Source organism: Actinopolymorpha sp. B11F2, from assembly GCF_040195635.1.
GTDB lineage: Bacteria > Actinomycetota > Actinomycetes > Propionibacteriales > Actinopolymorphaceae > Thermasporomyces.
Genome location: NZ_JBEFTX010000002.1, coordinates 437,944 through 452,949, shown reverse-complemented (window position 1 = coordinate 452,949; position 15,006 = coordinate 437,944). Strand labels below are relative to the sequence as shown.

15 protein-coding genes and 1 pseudogene are annotated in these 15,006 nt (G+C 68.3%); 9 read left to right on the top strand and 7 right to left on the bottom strand.

Annotated features, from left to right (window positions below; genetic code table 11):
• Window positions 1-2 precede the first annotated feature (2 nt).
• Window positions 3-1,226 (bottom strand): glucose-1-phosphate adenylyltransferase, encoded by a 1,224-nt coding sequence (glgC, locus tag ABN034_RS05940; RefSeq protein ID WP_349689959.1) that lies wholly within the window; start codon window positions 1,224-1,226, stop codon window positions 3-5.
• Window positions 1,227-1,432: 206 nt separating this feature from the next.
• On the opposite strand from glgC, the gene ABN034_RS05935 reads away from it, so the two are divergent.
• Complete coding sequence (locus ABN034_RS05935; RefSeq protein ID WP_349689958.1) at window positions 1,433-1,972, top strand: GNAT family N-acetyltransferase; 540 nt, start codon at window positions 1,433-1,435, stop codon at window positions 1,970-1,972.
• A gap of 227 nt (window positions 1,973-2,199) precedes the next feature.
• Here the strand turns inward: ABN034_RS05935 and ABN034_RS05930 are convergent, their stop codons facing one another.
• The 3 genes from ABN034_RS05930 to ABN034_RS05920 all read right to left on the bottom strand — a co-directional run bounded on the left by ABN034_RS05930 (window position 2,200) and on the right by ABN034_RS05920 (window position 4,058).
• On the bottom strand, window positions 2,200-2,595 hold the full coding sequence (locus tag ABN034_RS05930; RefSeq protein WP_349689957.1) for an MmcQ/YjbR family DNA-binding protein: 396 nt from the start codon (window positions 2,593-2,595) through the stop codon (window positions 2,200-2,202).
• A 73-nt stretch (window positions 2,596-2,668) separates the two neighbouring features.
• Window positions 2,669-3,025: a VOC family protein gene (locus ABN034_RS05925; protein ID WP_349689956.1), complete on the bottom strand. Its 357-nt coding sequence runs from the start codon at window positions 3,023-3,025 to the stop codon at window positions 2,669-2,671.
• Window positions 3,026-3,125: 100 nt separating this feature from the next.
• Window positions 3,126-4,058: a phosphotransferase family protein gene (locus ABN034_RS05920; RefSeq protein WP_349689955.1), complete on the bottom strand. Its 933-nt coding sequence runs from the start codon at window positions 4,056-4,058 to the stop codon at window positions 3,126-3,128.
• 45 nt (window positions 4,059-4,103) lie between these two features.
• Here ABN034_RS05920 and ABN034_RS05915 point away from each other — a divergent pair.
• The 3 genes and pseudogenes from ABN034_RS05915 to glgA form a co-directional block, all read left to right on the top strand.
• Window positions 4,104-5,402 (top strand): annotated as a pseudogene (locus tag ABN034_RS05915) (DUF222 domain-containing protein); the annotation flags it as partial.
• Window positions 5,354-5,707 (top strand): HNH endonuclease signature motif containing protein, encoded by a 354-nt coding sequence (locus tag ABN034_RS05910; protein ID WP_349690060.1) that lies wholly within the window; start codon window positions 5,354-5,356, stop codon window positions 5,705-5,707. The pseudogene ABN034_RS05915 and the gene ABN034_RS05910, both read left to right, overlap by 49 nt.
• Window positions 5,708-5,970: 263 nt before the next feature.
• Window positions 5,971-7,125, top strand: a complete 1,155-nt coding sequence (gene glgA, locus ABN034_RS05905) for a glycogen synthase (protein ID WP_349689954.1) — start codon at window positions 5,971-5,973, stop codon at window positions 7,123-7,125.
• A gap of 24 nt (window positions 7,126-7,149) precedes the next feature.
• Here glgA and ABN034_RS05900 read toward each other — a convergent pair whose 3' ends face one another.
• Window positions 7,150-7,392 carry a hypothetical protein gene (locus ABN034_RS05900; protein WP_349689953.1) on the bottom strand — a complete coding sequence of 81 codons (243 nt, stop codon included), beginning with the start codon at window positions 7,390-7,392 and terminating at the stop codon, window positions 7,150-7,152.
• Between the two features lie 348 nt (window positions 7,393-7,740).
• On the opposite strand from ABN034_RS05900, the gene ABN034_RS05895 reads away from it, so the two are divergent.
• The gene (locus ABN034_RS05895) at window positions 7,741-7,947 is read left to right on the top strand and encodes a hypothetical protein (RefSeq protein WP_349689952.1); all 207 of its coding nucleotides are present in this window, start codon (window positions 7,741-7,743) and stop codon (window positions 7,945-7,947) included.
• A 78-nt stretch (window positions 7,948-8,025) separates the two neighbouring features.
• Here the strand turns inward: ABN034_RS05895 and ABN034_RS05890 are convergent, their stop codons facing one another.
• Window positions 8,026-8,193: a DUF3117 domain-containing protein gene (locus ABN034_RS05890; RefSeq protein WP_349329860.1), complete on the bottom strand. Its 168-nt coding sequence runs from the start codon at window positions 8,191-8,193 to the stop codon at window positions 8,026-8,028.
• Window positions 8,194-8,395: 202 nt separating this feature from the next.
• On the opposite strand from ABN034_RS05890, the gene ABN034_RS05885 reads away from it, so the two are divergent.
• Together ABN034_RS05885 and ABN034_RS05880 are read left to right on the top strand one after the other, a co-directional pair.
• Entirely contained in the window at window positions 8,396-9,193 is a 798-nt protein-coding gene (locus ABN034_RS05885; RefSeq protein ID WP_349689951.1) for a PaaX family transcriptional regulator, read from the top strand.
• Window positions 9,193-9,993: an enoyl-CoA hydratase/isomerase family protein gene (locus ABN034_RS05880; protein WP_349689950.1), complete on the top strand. Its 801-nt coding sequence runs from the start codon at window positions 9,193-9,195 to the stop codon at window positions 9,991-9,993. The genes ABN034_RS05885 and ABN034_RS05880 overlap by 1 nt, the downstream gene beginning before the upstream one ends.
• A gap of 19 nt (window positions 9,994-10,012) precedes the next feature.
• Here the strand turns inward: ABN034_RS05880 and ABN034_RS05875 are convergent, their stop codons facing one another.
• A complete protein-coding gene (locus ABN034_RS05875) occupies window positions 10,013-10,783 on the bottom strand; it encodes a GNAT family N-acetyltransferase (RefSeq protein WP_349689949.1) in 771 nt (256 codons plus the stop codon).
• 249 nt (window positions 10,784-11,032) lie between these two features.
• Between ABN034_RS05875 and ABN034_RS05870 the strand changes: the two genes are divergently transcribed.
• Together ABN034_RS05870 and ABN034_RS05865 are read left to right on the top strand one after the other, a co-directional pair.
• The gene (locus ABN034_RS05870; RefSeq protein ID WP_349689948.1) at window positions 11,033-13,777 is read left to right on the top strand and encodes a hypothetical protein; all 2,745 of its coding nucleotides are present in this window, start codon (window positions 11,033-11,035) and stop codon (window positions 13,775-13,777) included.
• A gap of 131 nt (window positions 13,778-13,908) precedes the next feature.
• The gene (locus tag ABN034_RS05865; RefSeq protein WP_349689947.1) at window positions 13,909-14,994 is read left to right on the top strand and encodes a LacI family DNA-binding transcriptional regulator; all 1,086 of its coding nucleotides are present in this window, start codon (window positions 13,909-13,911) and stop codon (window positions 14,992-14,994) included.
• Window positions 14,995-15,006: the final 12 nt, after the last annotated feature.

Sequence of the window (15,006 nt, the reverse complement as noted above, 5' to 3'; positions counted from 1 at the left end):
CGTCAGTCGAGGATGCGCTGGCCCTTGCCGAGCACGGTGATGCCGCCTTCGCTGACGGTGAATCCGCGCGCCCGGTCGGCCTGCTTGTCGACGCCGACCTCGGCACCTTCGGGCACCACGATGTTCTTGTCGAGGATCGCATCGCGTACGACCGCTCCGTGCCCCACGACCGTCCCGTCGAGGATCACGGAGTTGGTGACCTCCGCCCCGACCTGGATGCGTACGCCTGGCGAGAGGACCGAATGGTCGACCGACCCGGAGACGATCGACCCCATCGACAGGATCGAGTCGCTCGCCCTGCCTCCCGCCACCAGCTTGGCGCCGGGATCCTGCGGGAAGCTCGTGTAGATCGGCCACTCCCGGTTGTAGAGATTGAAGACCGGATCGACCGAGACGAGGTCGGTGTGTGCTTCGTGGTAGGAGTCGAGCGTCCCGACGTCCCGCCAGTAGCTGCGGTCACGCGCTGTCGTGCCGGGCACCTCGTTGTTGGCGAAGTCGTAGACGTGCGCGTCACCCTTGTCGGTCATCATCGGGATGATGCTGCCGCCCATGTCGTGGACGGAGCCCTCGTCATCGGCGTCCATGCGTAGGGCGTCGAGCAGGGCGTCGGTCGTGAAGACGTAGTTGCCCATGGACACGAACGTCTCGTCAGCGTTGTCGGGCAGGCCTGGTGGGTCCGCCGGCTTCTCGAGGAATGCCCGGATCGTGCGACCGTCCGCGCCGGTCTGGATGACGCCGAACGACGACGCCTGGGTACGCGGCATGCGGATCCCGGCGACGGTCACTCCAGCCTCGCTGGTGATGTGGCTCTCGACCATCTGCGAGACGTCCATCCGGTAGACGTGGTCGGCGCCGAACACGATCACGTAGTCGGGCTGGTCGTCGTGGATGAGGTTCAGCGACTGGTAGATCGCGTCGGCACTCCCCTGGAACCACCGCGGGCCAAGGCGCTGCTGCGCCGGCACCGGCGTGACGTAGTTGCCGAGCAGCGTCGACATTCGCCAGGTCAGCGAGATGTGCCGGTCCAGCGAATGCGATTTGTACTGCGTGAGTACGCAGATCCGACGTATCCCGCCATTGGCGAAGTTCGAGAGGACGAAGTCGATGAGCCGGTAGGTGCCGCCGAACGGCACGGCCGGCTTGGCCCGGTCGGCTGTCAACGGCATGAGTCGTTTGCCCTCGCCGCCGGCCAGAACGATCCCGAGCACGCGCGGATCCTTGCCCATGTGCGCACCCTAGTAGGCGAGCGTTGCGGATGCGTGACGGCAGGCTGTCCTGGCTGTACCTGGCCGTCGCGGCCCATCCCCTCCCACGACAGCGCCATCCCCACGACAGCGCCATCCCGGGCTGTGCCACCTGCGGGACGGCCTATCCCCCGGACAGCGCGGGGCAGCCCGGCCACGTCACTGCCCATCCCCGGGACAATGGGCCCATGCCCGAACTGGTTGCGCCCACGACCCGCGTCCACGCATCGTTTCTCCAGGCCATGACGGAGTTCCACGCCGAGGGTCGCGGCCGCGGCTCGGACAACACGATGATCGGACGCGAGACCAGGGCGTACGCAGCGACCTGGGAGACCCCGGAGGGTTTCGCGGCGTACGTCGAGACCCTGATCGTGGCCGCTCGTGAGGACACCCCGCGACCCGACGGCCTCGTCCCCGCGACCAGCCTCTGGTGGGTCGACGGCTCGACCTACCTGGGACGCCTCGCGATCCGGCACCGGCTCACGCCGTCCCTGCTCGAGCAGGGTGGTCACATCGGCTATGACGTACGACCGACTGCACGAAGGCGCGGGCATGCGACCGCGATGCTGCGTGCGGCGTTGCCCATCGCGAACGGGCTCGGTCTCGCTGCGGTCCTCGTCACCTGCGACACCGACAACGTGGCGTCGCGGAAGGTCATCGAGTCGGCCGGTGGGGTCTTGGAGGATCAGCGCCTCGACAAGCTGCGCTTCTGGGTGCCTACCAGCTGACGCCTCATCGCCCTCCGCCCACGATTGGCCGGGGTACAGCTCAACTCGCGTCCGGCTCACCCGCAGCCGTCTGACCGTCCGCCTTCGACCCACGAGCGGGCACCTCGCCGCCTGACGTCCGTTCTGCGACGAATGTGCCTCCCTGGCGGGACGACTGGAACGCGGGAGATCTGTCCCGCTCTGGGCGGTTCAACCTCCGACAACTCGCAGGACTTGCCGTTGCAGTACTAGTCCCCTGCTCCCGGATCACGGTCGAGCTGGGCGAGGAGGCGCTTGGGCGCGACCATGCGATAGGCGTCCTCGACGATCTCCGCGATCCGGTCCCAGTCGACGTCGACGTCGAGGTAGACGCCGAGCCACCCCCGATGTCCGACGTACGGCGGGCGGTAGAAAAGCTCCGGCTCACCCTCGACCAGCATGGTCTGGACGCCTTCGGGCGCGGCGCACCAGAACCCGAGCCTGTCATCATGGTGATGGTCGGCGTAGCTCACGAAGACCTTCTTGTCCCGCACGAACCAGGTCGGCTCGCCGTGGCTCGGGCGTTCGGTGACCTCGGGCATCGCGACGCACAGCGCTCGCAGCCGCATCAGCGGATCGGTCCGCGCCGGATCCCTCTTCACCATCCGCCGATCCTCACACAGCCCACCGACACCTCACACCGACCCTACGACCACCCCGGCGCCACGCACGCGTGAGTCACGGAGACCCTGGCGGCACGAAGACACAGAACTCGTTACCCTCCGGGTCAGCCAGAACCGCCCACCGATAACCGTGTTCGGTCAGGTCGGTCTCGACTTTTCGCGCGCCGAGACCGACGATCCGGTCGACCTCGGCCTCCAGGTGTTCGACACCCACATCGAGGTGCATGCGATTCTTGGTGGACTTGGGTTCCGGAACTTCCTGCAGGAGCAGGGTCGGCCCCCCGTCCGAGACGAGGCTCAAGTACGGCGGCGCATCGAACGCCGGTCGGTAGCCCATCGGCGACAACGCAGCCTGCCAGAAGCGGGCGAGCGCCCCAGGATCCTTGCAGTCCAGCGTCACGACGATCTCCATGGGCCGACGTTATCCGTTGCGTACATCTGCGTACGACCGAATAACGCCAGCAAACCGCTCGGGCCATCCGTGCCGTGCGGGGCAAAAGGAAACAGCATGATCACTCGCGCGCGACGTCGAGAAGTCGCATCGCCTCCACGCACAGGTCGCCCGTCCACGAATCGACCCCTTCGGCGATGCTCCAGCACGCGTTCGCGAGATGGTTGAGCATCTGGTACAACGCCACGAGGCGTTCGGAGCGGCCCGCGATCACCGGATCGTGCGCGCAGTACGCATCGAACAGGCGCGGCTGAAGCAGCGGGGGCACCGGGTCGCCGGCCGGACCGCCGAAGGCGAACGTGGCAAGGTCGTAGAGCGGATCGCCGATGGCCGCGGCCGCCCAGTCGAGGATTCCGGTGACCGAACCCGTCTTCGGATCGACGAAGATCTCCGACAGGCCGAGGTCGGCGTTGAGGAGCGCCGGTCGTACGTCGTCAGGGACGACCGCGCGGATCACCCGGTCGACCTCGGCGGGAAAGCTGGCGGGCAGATCGTCGTGCGCGACAAGGACCTTCGCCGACTCCGCCGCCTCGGAGCGCATCCATGCACGCCAGGTCGGCGACGTACCGCGCCCGCTGTCGTCCAGCCAGCCGTATCCGGGCAGGCGCACCCCGTGGAGCCGGGACAGGTACTCTGCCAGGTCGTTGATCGTGACGGTCGTCGCCGGCTCCGGCAGCATGCGAGTATCCCATTGCTGGCCGGGAACTCGACCCATCAAGATCCAACTTCCGCCCGGCAGCCGCGTATCGTCGCCAAGGTCGAGAATCTCCGGGACCGGCACTCCCGCGTCACGAGCGACGCGGGCGACGAGCGCTTCGGCTCGCACGCTCCGGTCCCCGTTGGCCTTCAGGAAAATGCCACCATCCGGAGTCTGCGCCTCCACGACGATGGACGAACCCCACGTCTCATGCGGGCGAACGCCGACAGACCCGAACCGTTCCCGCAGGAGTTCCGCGGCACGTTTCTGGTGCGGTGTCAGGACGTACGCCGTCATGGCTCCACCACCCTCTCGTACGGACGAACGTGAGCACACCAGCCGATGCGGACAGGGCGCAATCGGTTTACGACCTACAGCGGCCGAAGGCGGGCGGCGCTGACCCCCGTGATCATGATCGTGATCATGAAGGCGTTCGGGCGTATAGCACCGCGTGCCCTTCATGATCATGGAACAGCCCTTGTTTTACAGGGCTTTCGCGGTTCGGTTGTCGGTGATCGCAGCTATGGTTGGATCATGGACACGGCCACCACCACCCGACGCGGCAGCGCCAGCGGCAGCGGCAGCGCCAGCGGCAGCGGCAGCGCCAGCGGCAACGGAGATGCCGGCAGCGCAACCGTCACCGCTGGCGTGGGTGTTGGCGGGTGGCGGGCGCCGGAGCCACGGCATCGGTTGTCGACGTTGGTGTCGCGGATGCGGGTCCGGGTGGGCGAGGAGTCCCAGGCGCTGTTGTGGTCAATGCCCGACGAGGAACTCACCGAACTGCTAGGTGAATTGCACGCCTTGACCAGCCAGATCGCAGCCGTCACCTTGAACGCCACCCGGGAGGCCGACCGACGCGATCTGGGCAAGACCGCTGGCGCCACCTCGACAGCGAACTGGCTGTCCGGACTGCTCCGACTCCGCCCCGAACACGCCCACCGGATGGTGAAGCTCGCCCACGACCTCGACAGCCACCTCGTACTCACCCAGCTCAACCTCCACGCCGGCGACATCTCCGACGACCACGCCCACGTGATCGCCCGAACCATCCGAGACCTGCCCACCGAAGCCGGCCCCGACATCCGATCCGAAGCCGAGCAGGTCCTCCTCGGCCACGCCAGGACGTTCAACCCCAAGATCCTCGCCGAACTCGGCAAAACCATCCTCGAAGCCGTCGACCCCGACCTGGCCGAACGACTCCTCGCCAAACAACTCGCCGACGAAGAACGCAAAGCCGCCCGGCAACGCGAACTGTCCCTCCACGACGACCCCTACAGCACCAGCACCCTCATCCGCGGCAAACTCGACCCGGTAGCCGCCGACATGCTCCGCACCGCCCTCGAACCCCTCGCCGCGCCACGGTCCACCACCGCCGACGGACCCGACACCCGCAGCTATCCCCAACGCCTCGGCGACGGGCTCGTCGAACTCCTCCACCGCTACCTCAACTCCGGTGAATCACCCACCCACGCCGGGGAGAAACCACACCTGGTCATCACCATCGACGGCGACGACCTCGCAGCCGGCACCGGCTACGCCACGCTGCTCCGCACCGGCACCACCGTCTCCGCCCGCACCGCCCAACAAGCCGCATGCGACGCGAAGATCTCCCTCTGGGGCACCATCAACGGCGAACCCGCAATCACCGACAGCATCCGACTCTTCATCGGCAAGACCCGCCGACTCCTCGAACTCCGAGACCGCGGCTGCGCCTTCCCCGGCTGCACCCGCCCTCCTGGTGCGAAGCCCACCACATCATCGCCTGGCTCCAAGGCGGACCCACCACCGTCGACAACGGCGTGCTCCTCTGCGGCTACCACCACCGCCTCATCCACCAAGGCACCTGGACCGTCCACATGGCCGCCGACGGCCAACCAGAATTCACCCCACCCGAATGGATCAGCAAAACCCGAAAACCCCTACGCAACACCAGACTCCGCACATAGCGGCGTCGGCGGAAGAGTCATCGCCGCCGAAGGTGAGCGGGCACGGTGAAGGTCCTGTCAGGTCCGGCTGAGAATTCGTGGACCCGGACAACGGCATCAAGAGAGATCGGACCGTAGACGCGCGGAAGCGCATCGAGGTCCTTTCGTCGGGGCCGCCAGGTTCCCGGGCGGACGGGCGAGGACAACAGCTCCGACAGAACGCACAGAATCCCGACCCACGCAAGCCCTTGAAACCAGTCCCCAGGACCCGCATAGTCGCCCGCATGCGCGTCGCCCTACTCACCCGGGAGTATCCGCCGGACGTCTACGGCGGTGCCGGCGTCCACGTCGACTACCTCTCGCGGGCGCTCGCGCCCCTGGTGGACCTCGACACCCACTGCCTTGGTACTCCTCGCCCCGGCGCGACCGCGCACACCGAGCAGGACCCCCGCCTCGACGGCGCCAACCCGGCGCTGCGGATCTTCGCCGCCAACCTCGAGATGGCCGCTGCCGTCGGCCAGGCACAGGTCCTGCATTCCCACACGTGGTACGCCAACCTCGCCGGCCAGCTCGGCGGGCTCCTCCACAGGATCCCGCACGTCGTCACCGCGCACTCCCTCGAGCCGCTCCGGCCGTGGAAGGCCGACCAGCTCGGCGGCGGCTACCTGCTGTCGACCTGGGCCGAACGCACGACCTACACCAGCGCCGACGCGATCATCTCCGTGAGCGAGGCGATGCGGCGCGACGTCCTCACGCACTACCCGAGCGTCGACCCAGCCCGAGTCACGGTGATCCCGAACGGCATCGACACCCGGCAGTACGCGCCTGACCCCGACACCGGCGTTGTCGAACGCCTGGGTGTCGACCCGTCCCGCCCGTCCGTGGTGTTCGTCGGCCGGATCACCCAGCAGAAGGGGGTGCGGCACCTGCTCCGGGCGGCGACCCGTTTCGACCCGGCGGCTCAGCTGGTACTCCTCGCCGGCGCCCCCGACACCCCCGAGCTCGCCCGCGAGGCGGCCGCCGCCGTCGATCTGCTTCGTACCACCCGGAAGGGTGTCGTCTGGATCGAGGAGATGCTTCCTCGGCACGAGGTCATCCAGGTCCTCTCCCACGCGACGGTGTTCTGCTGCCCCTCGATCTACGAACCGCAGGGCATCGTCAACCTCGAGGCCATGGCCTGCGAAACGGCAGTGGTCGCGAGCGCCGTGGGCGGGATCCCCGAGGTGGTCGTGCACGGCGAGACCGGGCTGCTCGTGCCCTACGACCAGGCCGACCCGGACTGCTTCGAGCACGACCTGGCCTCCGCGGTCAACGCACTCGTGGCCGACCCGGGGCGTGCCCGTGCGATGGGCCGGGCCGGTCGCGAGCGCGCCGTGCGGGACTTCGACTGGAACGCGATTGCCCGTCGTACGACCGACGTCTACGCGAGCCTGCTCTGACGGCGTCGGCGTCGACCGGCCGCCTCATCGCACCGCGTACGCGCGGGTGATCGTCTGCTCCGACCGGTTGCCGTGAATATCGACCAGGTTCGCCCGCAACGACACGTACGCAGGACGAGAGGGTTGCGGGACCACCGCGACCTGTTCGCCGTGCGGCCGTCGCGTGAGCCGGACCGGCGTCCAGGTCCGCCCGTCGTCGGTCGACGCCTGGATCGACAGCGTGCGTACGGTGAGGTTCGGTTTGCGGAGCAGGGACTGGACCGTCACCGGAACCAGCGTCGGGCCGCTGCCCAGAACCCGGTTACGTGCGTCAACGGGGGGGGCGCGAACCGCACCACGCTCACCGGCAACGCCTTCCCCGACCGGGGAGCCCTGGCCGACCGGAACTCCCAGGATGCCGCCACCCGGGTCGAGACATCCGCGAACCCGCGACGTGTCGCTGAGGTCACGAGGGTGTACCTGGCGGCGCGAGACCCTACCTCGAACTCCCCGCTGCCCCGTGTAACAGGATGTGGAGCAACGGATCTTACATACTCAGTATATACGCAGCAGTATGTAGCACCCAGGACGACATGAACAGCCAGAATGTTGCGCGAGTGTCGAGAGGCCGGCCAAATGGTTACAAAGCCGTTATTACTGCTGGGAGTGCGGAGAACGGCGACATGCCGCTACAGCGAGGAGTTCCGCGTCGACGCCACGGCGTCGATGACCGAGGCCTCGCCGACGATCGTCCATGTTCAAGAGCTCCGCGCCCGGTCGTACGACATGCGAGCCGGGCATGCCGAGGCCCCGGTCAGTACTGATCTGACCGGGGCCGCGTAGTCCCGTTAGCTGATGTGGCGCGTCAGGCCTGGATGTCGTACCAGACCCACTCCGGTTGGAGCCGGTGAGGCGATGGGCTCAGCCCACGACCGACTTGAGCGCGTCACCGAGCTCACCGGCCTCGTCTGCCGAGAGCTCGACGACGAGCCGCCCGCCACCCTCCAGCGGCACTCGCATGACGATGCCGCGCCCCTCCTTGGTGACCTCGAGCGGTCCGTCGCCCGTCCGCGGCTTCATGGCCGCCATGCGCGCACTCCTTCCTGCCGTCCGTACGCGACGACACACCGAGAACCGGTGACACGCCGCCGACGCGTGTCGATTCGAGGGCCCATTATCCCGCATGGCCGGACCGGCCCGGTAGTCAAGATCGGCGCGGCACCTGCCGGAAACGCGAAGGTGTCCTCTTTGGCCGGCTTCTGACCCGCCGCCGTCGGGCAGACTCGGTGTCATGCAGGCAAGATCGGCGCTGTTCGACCTCTATGGCGATCACCTCCGGTCGCGAGGCGGACGCGCGCCGGTCTCGGCCCTCGTCCGGCTGCTGGCCCCCCTCGGGATCGCGGCGCCGGCGGTACGCCAGGCGGTGTCGCGGATGGTACGCCAGGGCTGGCTCACACCGGTGCGGCAGCCGCGCGCCGGAACCAGATACGCCCTCACCGACCGCGCCGTCCGCAGGCTCGACGATGCGGCGGTACGGATCTACCGCACCCGCGCGGCCGGCTGGGACGGCCGGTGGCACCTCCTCGTCACCTCCCCGGTCCGTGCCCGCACCGCCCGCGAACGACTCGAGGCCGGCCTCCGTTTCCTCGGATACGCAAGGCTCGCCGGTACGACCTGGATCGCGCCGCGCCCGTCCGGCGAGGTCGAAGGGCTCCTCGCCGCCGCTGGCGTCCACGCCGACAGTTTCCTGGCCGGCGAGCCCACCGACCCGAAAGCGTTGGCGCGGCGCGCCTGGGACCTCGACGCGCTCGGCGCGGCCTATCGCGACTGGCTCGCCGATGCACGTACCCTGCTCGACGGCACGCAGGACGCCGAACGCGATGACGAGACCGCCTACGCGCTACGAAGCCGGCTCGTGCACGAATGGCGGAAGTTCCTCTTCACCGACCCCGGACTCCCCCGCAGCCTCCTTCCCGACGACTGGCCCGGCGACGAGGCGGCGGCGTACTTCGACACCCACGCAGCCCGCCTCCATCCCGCGGCCACCCGCTTCGTCGATGCCTGCCTCGCTCCACCAGGAGGGACCTGATGACCGACCAGCCCCCCGTGCGCTACGACGTGACCGACGCCGTGGCGACGATCACCCTCGACCGGCCGCAGGCCCATAACGCCCTCGACCTGTTCACCAAGGAGGCGCTGCGCGACGCGGTCCGCCAGGCCGCCGAGGACGAGTCGATCCGCTGCGTACTCCTGACCGGTGCGGGTGACAAGGCGTTCTCTGCCGGGCAGGACCTCCGCGAGCATGCCGTGAGCCTCGCCGAGAAGGCGCCGGAGGAGGTCTGGAGCACGGTGCCCGCCCACTACATTCCGATCGCTCTCGGGCTGGCGACGATGCCAAAACCGGTCGTGGCCGCCGTCAACGGCGTGGCCGCGGGAGCGGGCGCCGCGCTTGCGTTCGCCTGCGACTTCCGGGTGGTCGCCGACACCGCCGGCTTCAACCTCGCGTTCGCCGCGATCGGGCTGACCTGCGATACGGGTACGTCGTGGACGCTGCCGCGGTTGGTCGGGCACGCCCGCGCGGTCGACCTCCTGATGCGTCCCCGCACCATCTCGGCCCAGGAAGCGGCCGACATCGGGCTGGCCACGTCCGTCGTGCCTCTCGACTCTCTCGCCGCCGAGGCGACCGTGCTCGCCCGGGAACTGGCCGCCGGTCCCACCGCCGCCTACGCCGCGATCAGGCTGTCCCTCGCGTACGCCGCGAACCACACGCTGCAGGAGTCGCTCGACTTCGAGGGGGAGATGATGCGGCTCACGGGTACGACGGAGGACCACCGGGCCGCGGTCGCGGCGTTCCAGGCCAAGGAGCGCCCGACATTCCACGGCCACTGAACACTGCCGGCGGGCGGCGTCAGCGCCTGGTCGGCGAGTAGAGGTAGAGCTGGCCGATCTGGTCGTACCCCATCACGGGGTACAGCTTCGCGCCGTCGTGGCTCGCCAACAGGACCGCGGCCGCCGCTCCCCGCTTACGGTCATCGCGGAGCATCCGCTCCAGCAGAGCGCGGCCGATGCCGCGGCGGCGATGCGACGGCTGGACGAACATGTCCGCGCACCAGGTCATCGGCCCCCCGTCGCCCGACGTCTCCGTGCGGACGACGATGCTCTGGACCCATCCGACGGGCTCGTCGCCGTCGAGGGCGACGTACTGCCGGAGCGGAGCGTCACGCGCAAGCGCCGCTTCCTCGAGCGGTTTGCTCTCAGTCGCCCGGGCCAGGCGTCCTGCCAGCTCCGGCGTCGTCACGCGGGTGATCCGCGCCGGCGCCTTGGTGCGCGGGATCCGGTCCAGTCGATGCACCATCAGCGCCTCGGTCGCGCCGAGCCGGTAGCCGAGCTGCTTGTACGCCTGACGCAACGGCCCGTCCGCCTCGCCGGGTGCACGGATCGCGCAGATCGCGTACCGGCCGCGGGTGTGCTCGGCTGCGAGGGCGTGGAGGCTGGCCGGGTCGACCCCCCACGCAACCCACTCCTCGCGCCGGTAGGTGGGCGCCCTGCCCCCGCGTGACGCGTCGCGCATGACCCAGGCCGGACCGATCCGCTCGGGGACGTAGGGATGCGTACGGCTCCGCTGGAAGGAGAATCCCCGCACGAAGACCTCGATCGCCTCGTCGATCCCGACGCCCATGGTCAGCCACCGACCTCCGGTGCTGGGTTCTCGAGCTGACAGGTATATCAGCCCCGTCACGACAACGTGGACAACGTCCGGATGACCGGATGAGGACCGGAACTATCCAAGCCAGGCAAAGAACTGAAAAGGTAATTCTACGATACGGAAATTGACAGGTGCGACAGTCGCAGTCACCTCCCCGCGGGCGGCGACGGAAACCCGTCTATGGCGCGACGCCGCTCATGAACGTGAGGAGAGGTCAGATCGATGACTGGTCCAACGGTGACCATCGGCCATTCCGACGCCCGACTGTCGACCGCGCCATGGGCGCGGGAGCTGCTCACAGAGGAGCTGGCCAGGCAAGGGTTCCGCCTGGTAGAGCCTGAGGTCCAGGCCGACGTTCGGCTGCTGGTCTGCCCGCCCGGTGACGGCCGGGTTCGCGATCTGGTGGACCGATGGCGGCGCAGACACGACTCTGACCTCGCGACGACTCCGGAGTCCTTCGCGATGGCGTCGGTGCCGGCCGATTCGACGGTGCTGATCACGGCCGCTGACGACCGCGGACTTGGTTACGCGCTGCTGGAGCTCTACGACATCGCCCAGAACAGCGCCGACGCGCTGGCGGAGTATCACGGACTCCGCGAGTACCTCGAACGCCCGCGTAACGTCGCTCGTGGAATTACGCGGATCTTCACCACGGCGGCGACCGACCGGGCATGGTTCCACGACCAGGCCTTCTGGCAGGACTACCTCACCCATCTCGCCTGCCAGCGGTTCAACCGGTTCAGTCTGGGCCTGGGTGCCATGAACGACTACCTCATCGACCGCCGGGTCACCGACAACTACCTCTGCTTCCCCTACCCGTTCCTGACCGAGGTGGACGGCTACGACGTACGGGCCGAGGGGGTCAGTGACGCCGAGCGGGAGCGCAATCTGGAGTCCCTGCGATTCATTGCCCGTGAGGCGACCCGGCGTGGTCTCGATTTCGGGCTCGGGTTGTGGAACCACGCCTACCGTTACGACCCGGACGCCGACACCGAGCGGTGGCCGATCAGGGGGCTGGGTCCGGACAACCATGCCGAGTACAGCCGGGATGGCCTCACCACACTGTTGCAGGCCTGTCCGGAGATCGGGCGCCTGACCTTTCGGGTCCATTTCGAAGGCGGCGTACCTGAGCCCACGCACGAGTTCTGGCGGGTGGTGCTCAGCGGGCTTCTCCAGGTCGGACGTCTGGTCGAACTCGACTTTCATGCCAAGGGCGTGAGCGCGGAGATGATCGCGATCGCCACCGATCTCGGCGTACCGCTGACGCTGTCGACCAAGCACTGGGGCGAACACCAGGGGTTGCCCTACCAGCAGGCCGCGATCCGCGAGAAGGAGCGGACCGGTCGTCGAAAAGCCGGCGAGAAGGCCGAGCCTGCAGGCGTGTGGGCACCCGGGACCGGGCACCCCGACGCGAAGGCGACCGGCACGCAGACCACCTCGCGCCGCAGCTTCACCCGCTATGGGTACGGCGACTACGCCCACACCAACCGGCCCTACCGACTGCTGCACCGGGTGTGGCCCGGAACCCAGCGGGTGCTGCTCTGGGGCGATCCGGTGCTGGCCGCCGGCTACGGCCGACACGCGGACTTCGCCGACGCGCTGGGCATGGAGTGGTTCGAGCCCATGTCCTTTCTGGGCAAGAAGGACAGCGCCGCGCTCGGGTCGCCGGACGGGCCGCGAACGAGCAGGCGGTTGTACCAGGACGACGACCTGCACGCCGCCGCTGACGACTGGCAGAAGTATCGCCACACCTACCGCCTCCTCGGCCGCACCGCCTACGAGCCGGAGACCCCGGTGGCGGAACTGACCAGGGAGCTGCGGACGACCTTCGGTGGCGCGGCGGACGCGACCGGTCGCGCACTCGGCGCTGCCTCCCGGGTGCTGCCACTGGTCACGGTGCTCCACGCACCGTCGACGGCGTGCAATGTCTACTGGCCCGAGATGCCGACTCCGGTGTCACTGCTACCGCGGACCGAGCGGATGGAGAGTCCGTACCGGGCCCAGGGTTGGCCGGCGAACTCCGACTTCGACATGACGCCTCCGTACTCCTTCGGCAACGTCAGTCCGTTGGACCCCGAGCTGATCTACGGTGTGGATGAGTTCGCCGCCGATGTGTTGGCGGGACAGTGGCGCGGCAAGCACACGCCGGTGGAGCTCGCGGATCGGCTCGAGCAGTTGGCCGAGGAGGCGCTGACTGCCCTCGCCGAGGCCGAGCAGGCCGATGGCGCCGATGGTGGCGGTGGTGGAGGCAACGAGCCGCTGTTCAGGGTCGTCGCCATCGATGTCCGGATCCAGGCGCAGCTCGCACGGTACTTCGCCTCCGCGCTGCGGGCCGCGGTCGCCTACGGGCTCCGATCACTCGGCCGGCCCATGCTGGCCCGCGCCGTCGATCACCAACGGTCCGCCATCGCCGCCTGGGACGCGATCGTGGAGGCGGCAAAGCCCTACGTCAGTGACCTTCCGTTCGGTCAGACCGACTTCTCCCGCGGCACCTGGGCCGACCGTCGCCCCGCCCTGCTCGCCGATCTCGCAGCGCTCGGAGCCACCTTGCAGGACACGGAGACCGCGGACACCGATGCCGATCCGGTCGCCCTCGAAGAGCAACTGACCACACCACCTGCCCCGATCGGAGAGCACACACCCGCGGAGTACTTCGAACCGGGGAAGGCGATCAAGATCAGCTGGCGAACCGAGGACGAACGGGTCACCGGCGTTCGTGTGCGGTGGCGGCCGGTCAACCAGGCCCTCGCCTACAGCTCTCTCGACCTGGAGCAACGAGACGGCGCCTTCGTCGGAGAGATCCCCACCGACACGGCCGGAAGCCTCTACTCCGTTCAGTACTTCTTCGAGGTCACAGCAGGCTACGCCGCCTGGCCGTACCCGGGCCTCGCTCCTGATCTGGCCAATCAGCCGTACTACGTGGTTCACACCGACCCCAAGACACGTTGGGGACGTACGGCGAGCTGATCCCCAGGTGAGGGAGGGAGCCGCCGCGCGGTCGGTTCGGCCCGCCCCTCAAGACAGCGGAATGCAGGAGTCCCCCGGCACCTGCAGCGATATGGGAGATCAGGACACCTGGATCGGGTGCGTAAGCTCGGATGCGCGGGGGCGTACGTTGCGCCTTGAGGGGAGGGCAGACGGTGAGCGGTCCGGGCAGGGGCGTACATCGTCGTGCCGGTGTGACCATGCACGATGTGGCTCGCCATGCCGGGGTGTCCACCATGACCGTGTCCAATGTGATCAACGGGCGGTCCCAGCGGGTAAGTGAATCGACCAGGCGTCGGGTGCTGGCGAGCATTGCCGCGCTCGGTTACCGGGTCAACATGACGGCGAGGCACCTCCGCATGGGGCGGACGGGCATGGTGGGCCTGGCCGTTCCTGGCTTCGAGTCTGGATATTATCCCGAGCTCGCTGGCCGTTTGGCCGATCGTTTCGCCGACCACGACCTTCGGTTGGTGATGGAACGGACTGGCGGCGAACGCCAGGCTGAGTTGGATGCGCTTGCTGCGGCGCGGTTGCGGACCTATGACGGCTTCGTGCTCAGCGTGGTTGCCGGCGACGCGGCCGATCTGGAAAAGCTCAGCATCGACACACCCATCGTGTTGATCGGGGAGCGGGCCGTACCGGCGCGCTTCGATCATGTGTTGATGGACAACGTGGGCGGGGCCCGGCGGGCCACCGAGTTGCTGCTGGAGTCTGGAGCACGCCGGATCGCGCTCCTGGGTGGCGTACTAGGAGATGAGCAGTCGATGCCGGAGCTCCGCGCCCGCGGATATCGCGAGGCACACGAGGCCGCCGGACTGCCGGTCGACGAAGATCTGATCGTGTCGTGTTGCTTCCGGATCGTCGACGGATACGCCGCCACGTTGACGTTGATCGGCAACGGCGTGGACGTCGACGCCATCTTCGCGCTGACCGACTCGGCTGCTGTCGGGGCGTTGCGTGCGCTCGCGGACAAGGGAGTGCACGTTCCCGGGGATGTCCAGGTGATCGGGTTCGACAACATCGCCGAGAGTCGCTTCACGCTGCCTGCGTTGACCACGGTGGAGCCGGGGAACGACGAGATGGCCGAGGCGATCTGCTCCCTGCTGATGGAACGGATCGAGCATGGTGGCGCATCTCGGCCAGCGCGAGTCGTCATGCCCGAGGCGAAGATCATCGAGCGTGACTCGACCCGCCGCTGACCGAACGATGGC

Excerpts from the sequence above, each read along its gene's own strand:
- ABN034_RS05885 (WP_349689951.1), top strand. The coding sequence starts at position 8,396 with ATGCAGGCAAGATCGGCGCTGTTCGACCTCTATGGCGATCACCTCCGG.
- ABN034_RS05930 (WP_349689957.1), bottom strand. The coding sequence starts at position 2,595 with ATGGTGAAGAGGGATCCGGCGCGGACCGATCCGCTGATGCGGCTGCGA.
- ABN034_RS05935 (WP_349689958.1), top strand. The coding sequence starts at position 1,433 with ATGCCCGAACTGGTTGCGCCCACGACCCGCGTCCACGCATCGTTTCTC.
- glgA (WP_349689954.1), top strand. The coding sequence starts at position 5,971 with ATGCGCGTCGCCCTACTCACCCGGGAGTATCCGCCGGACGTCTACGGC.
- ABN034_RS05920 (WP_349689955.1), bottom strand. The coding sequence starts at position 4,058 with ATGACGGCGTACGTCCTGACACCGCACCAGAAACGTGCCGCGGAACTC.
- ABN034_RS05890 (WP_349329860.1), bottom strand. The coding sequence starts at position 8,193 with ATGGCGGCCATGAAGCCGCGGACGGGCGACGGACCGCTCGAGGTCACC.
- ABN034_RS05870 (WP_349689948.1), top strand. The coding sequence starts at position 11,033 with ATGACTGGTCCAACGGTGACCATCGGCCATTCCGACGCCCGACTGTCG.
- ABN034_RS05875 (WP_349689949.1), bottom strand. The coding sequence starts at position 10,783 with ATGGGCGTCGGGATCGACGAGGCGATCGAGGTCTTCGTGCGGGGATTC.
- ABN034_RS05880 (WP_349689950.1), top strand. The coding sequence starts at position 9,193 with ATGACCGACCAGCCCCCCGTGCGCTACGACGTGACCGACGCCGTGGCG.
- glgC (WP_349689959.1), bottom strand. The coding sequence starts at position 1,226 with ATGGGCAAGGATCCGCGCGTGCTCGGGATCGTTCTGGCCGGCGGCGAG.
- ABN034_RS05910 (WP_349690060.1), top strand. The coding sequence starts at position 5,354 with ATGCGACGCGAAGATCTCCCTCTGGGGCACCATCAACGGCGAACCCGC.
- ABN034_RS05925 (WP_349689956.1), bottom strand. The coding sequence starts at position 3,025 with ATGGAGATCGTCGTGACGCTGGACTGCAAGGATCCTGGGGCGCTCGCC.
- ABN034_RS05895 (WP_349689952.1), top strand. The coding sequence starts at position 7,741 with ATGGTTACAAAGCCGTTATTACTGCTGGGAGTGCGGAGAACGGCGACA.
- ABN034_RS05865 (WP_349689947.1), top strand. The coding sequence starts at position 13,909 with ATGCGCGGGGGCGTACGTTGCGCCTTGAGGGGAGGGCAGACGGTGAGC.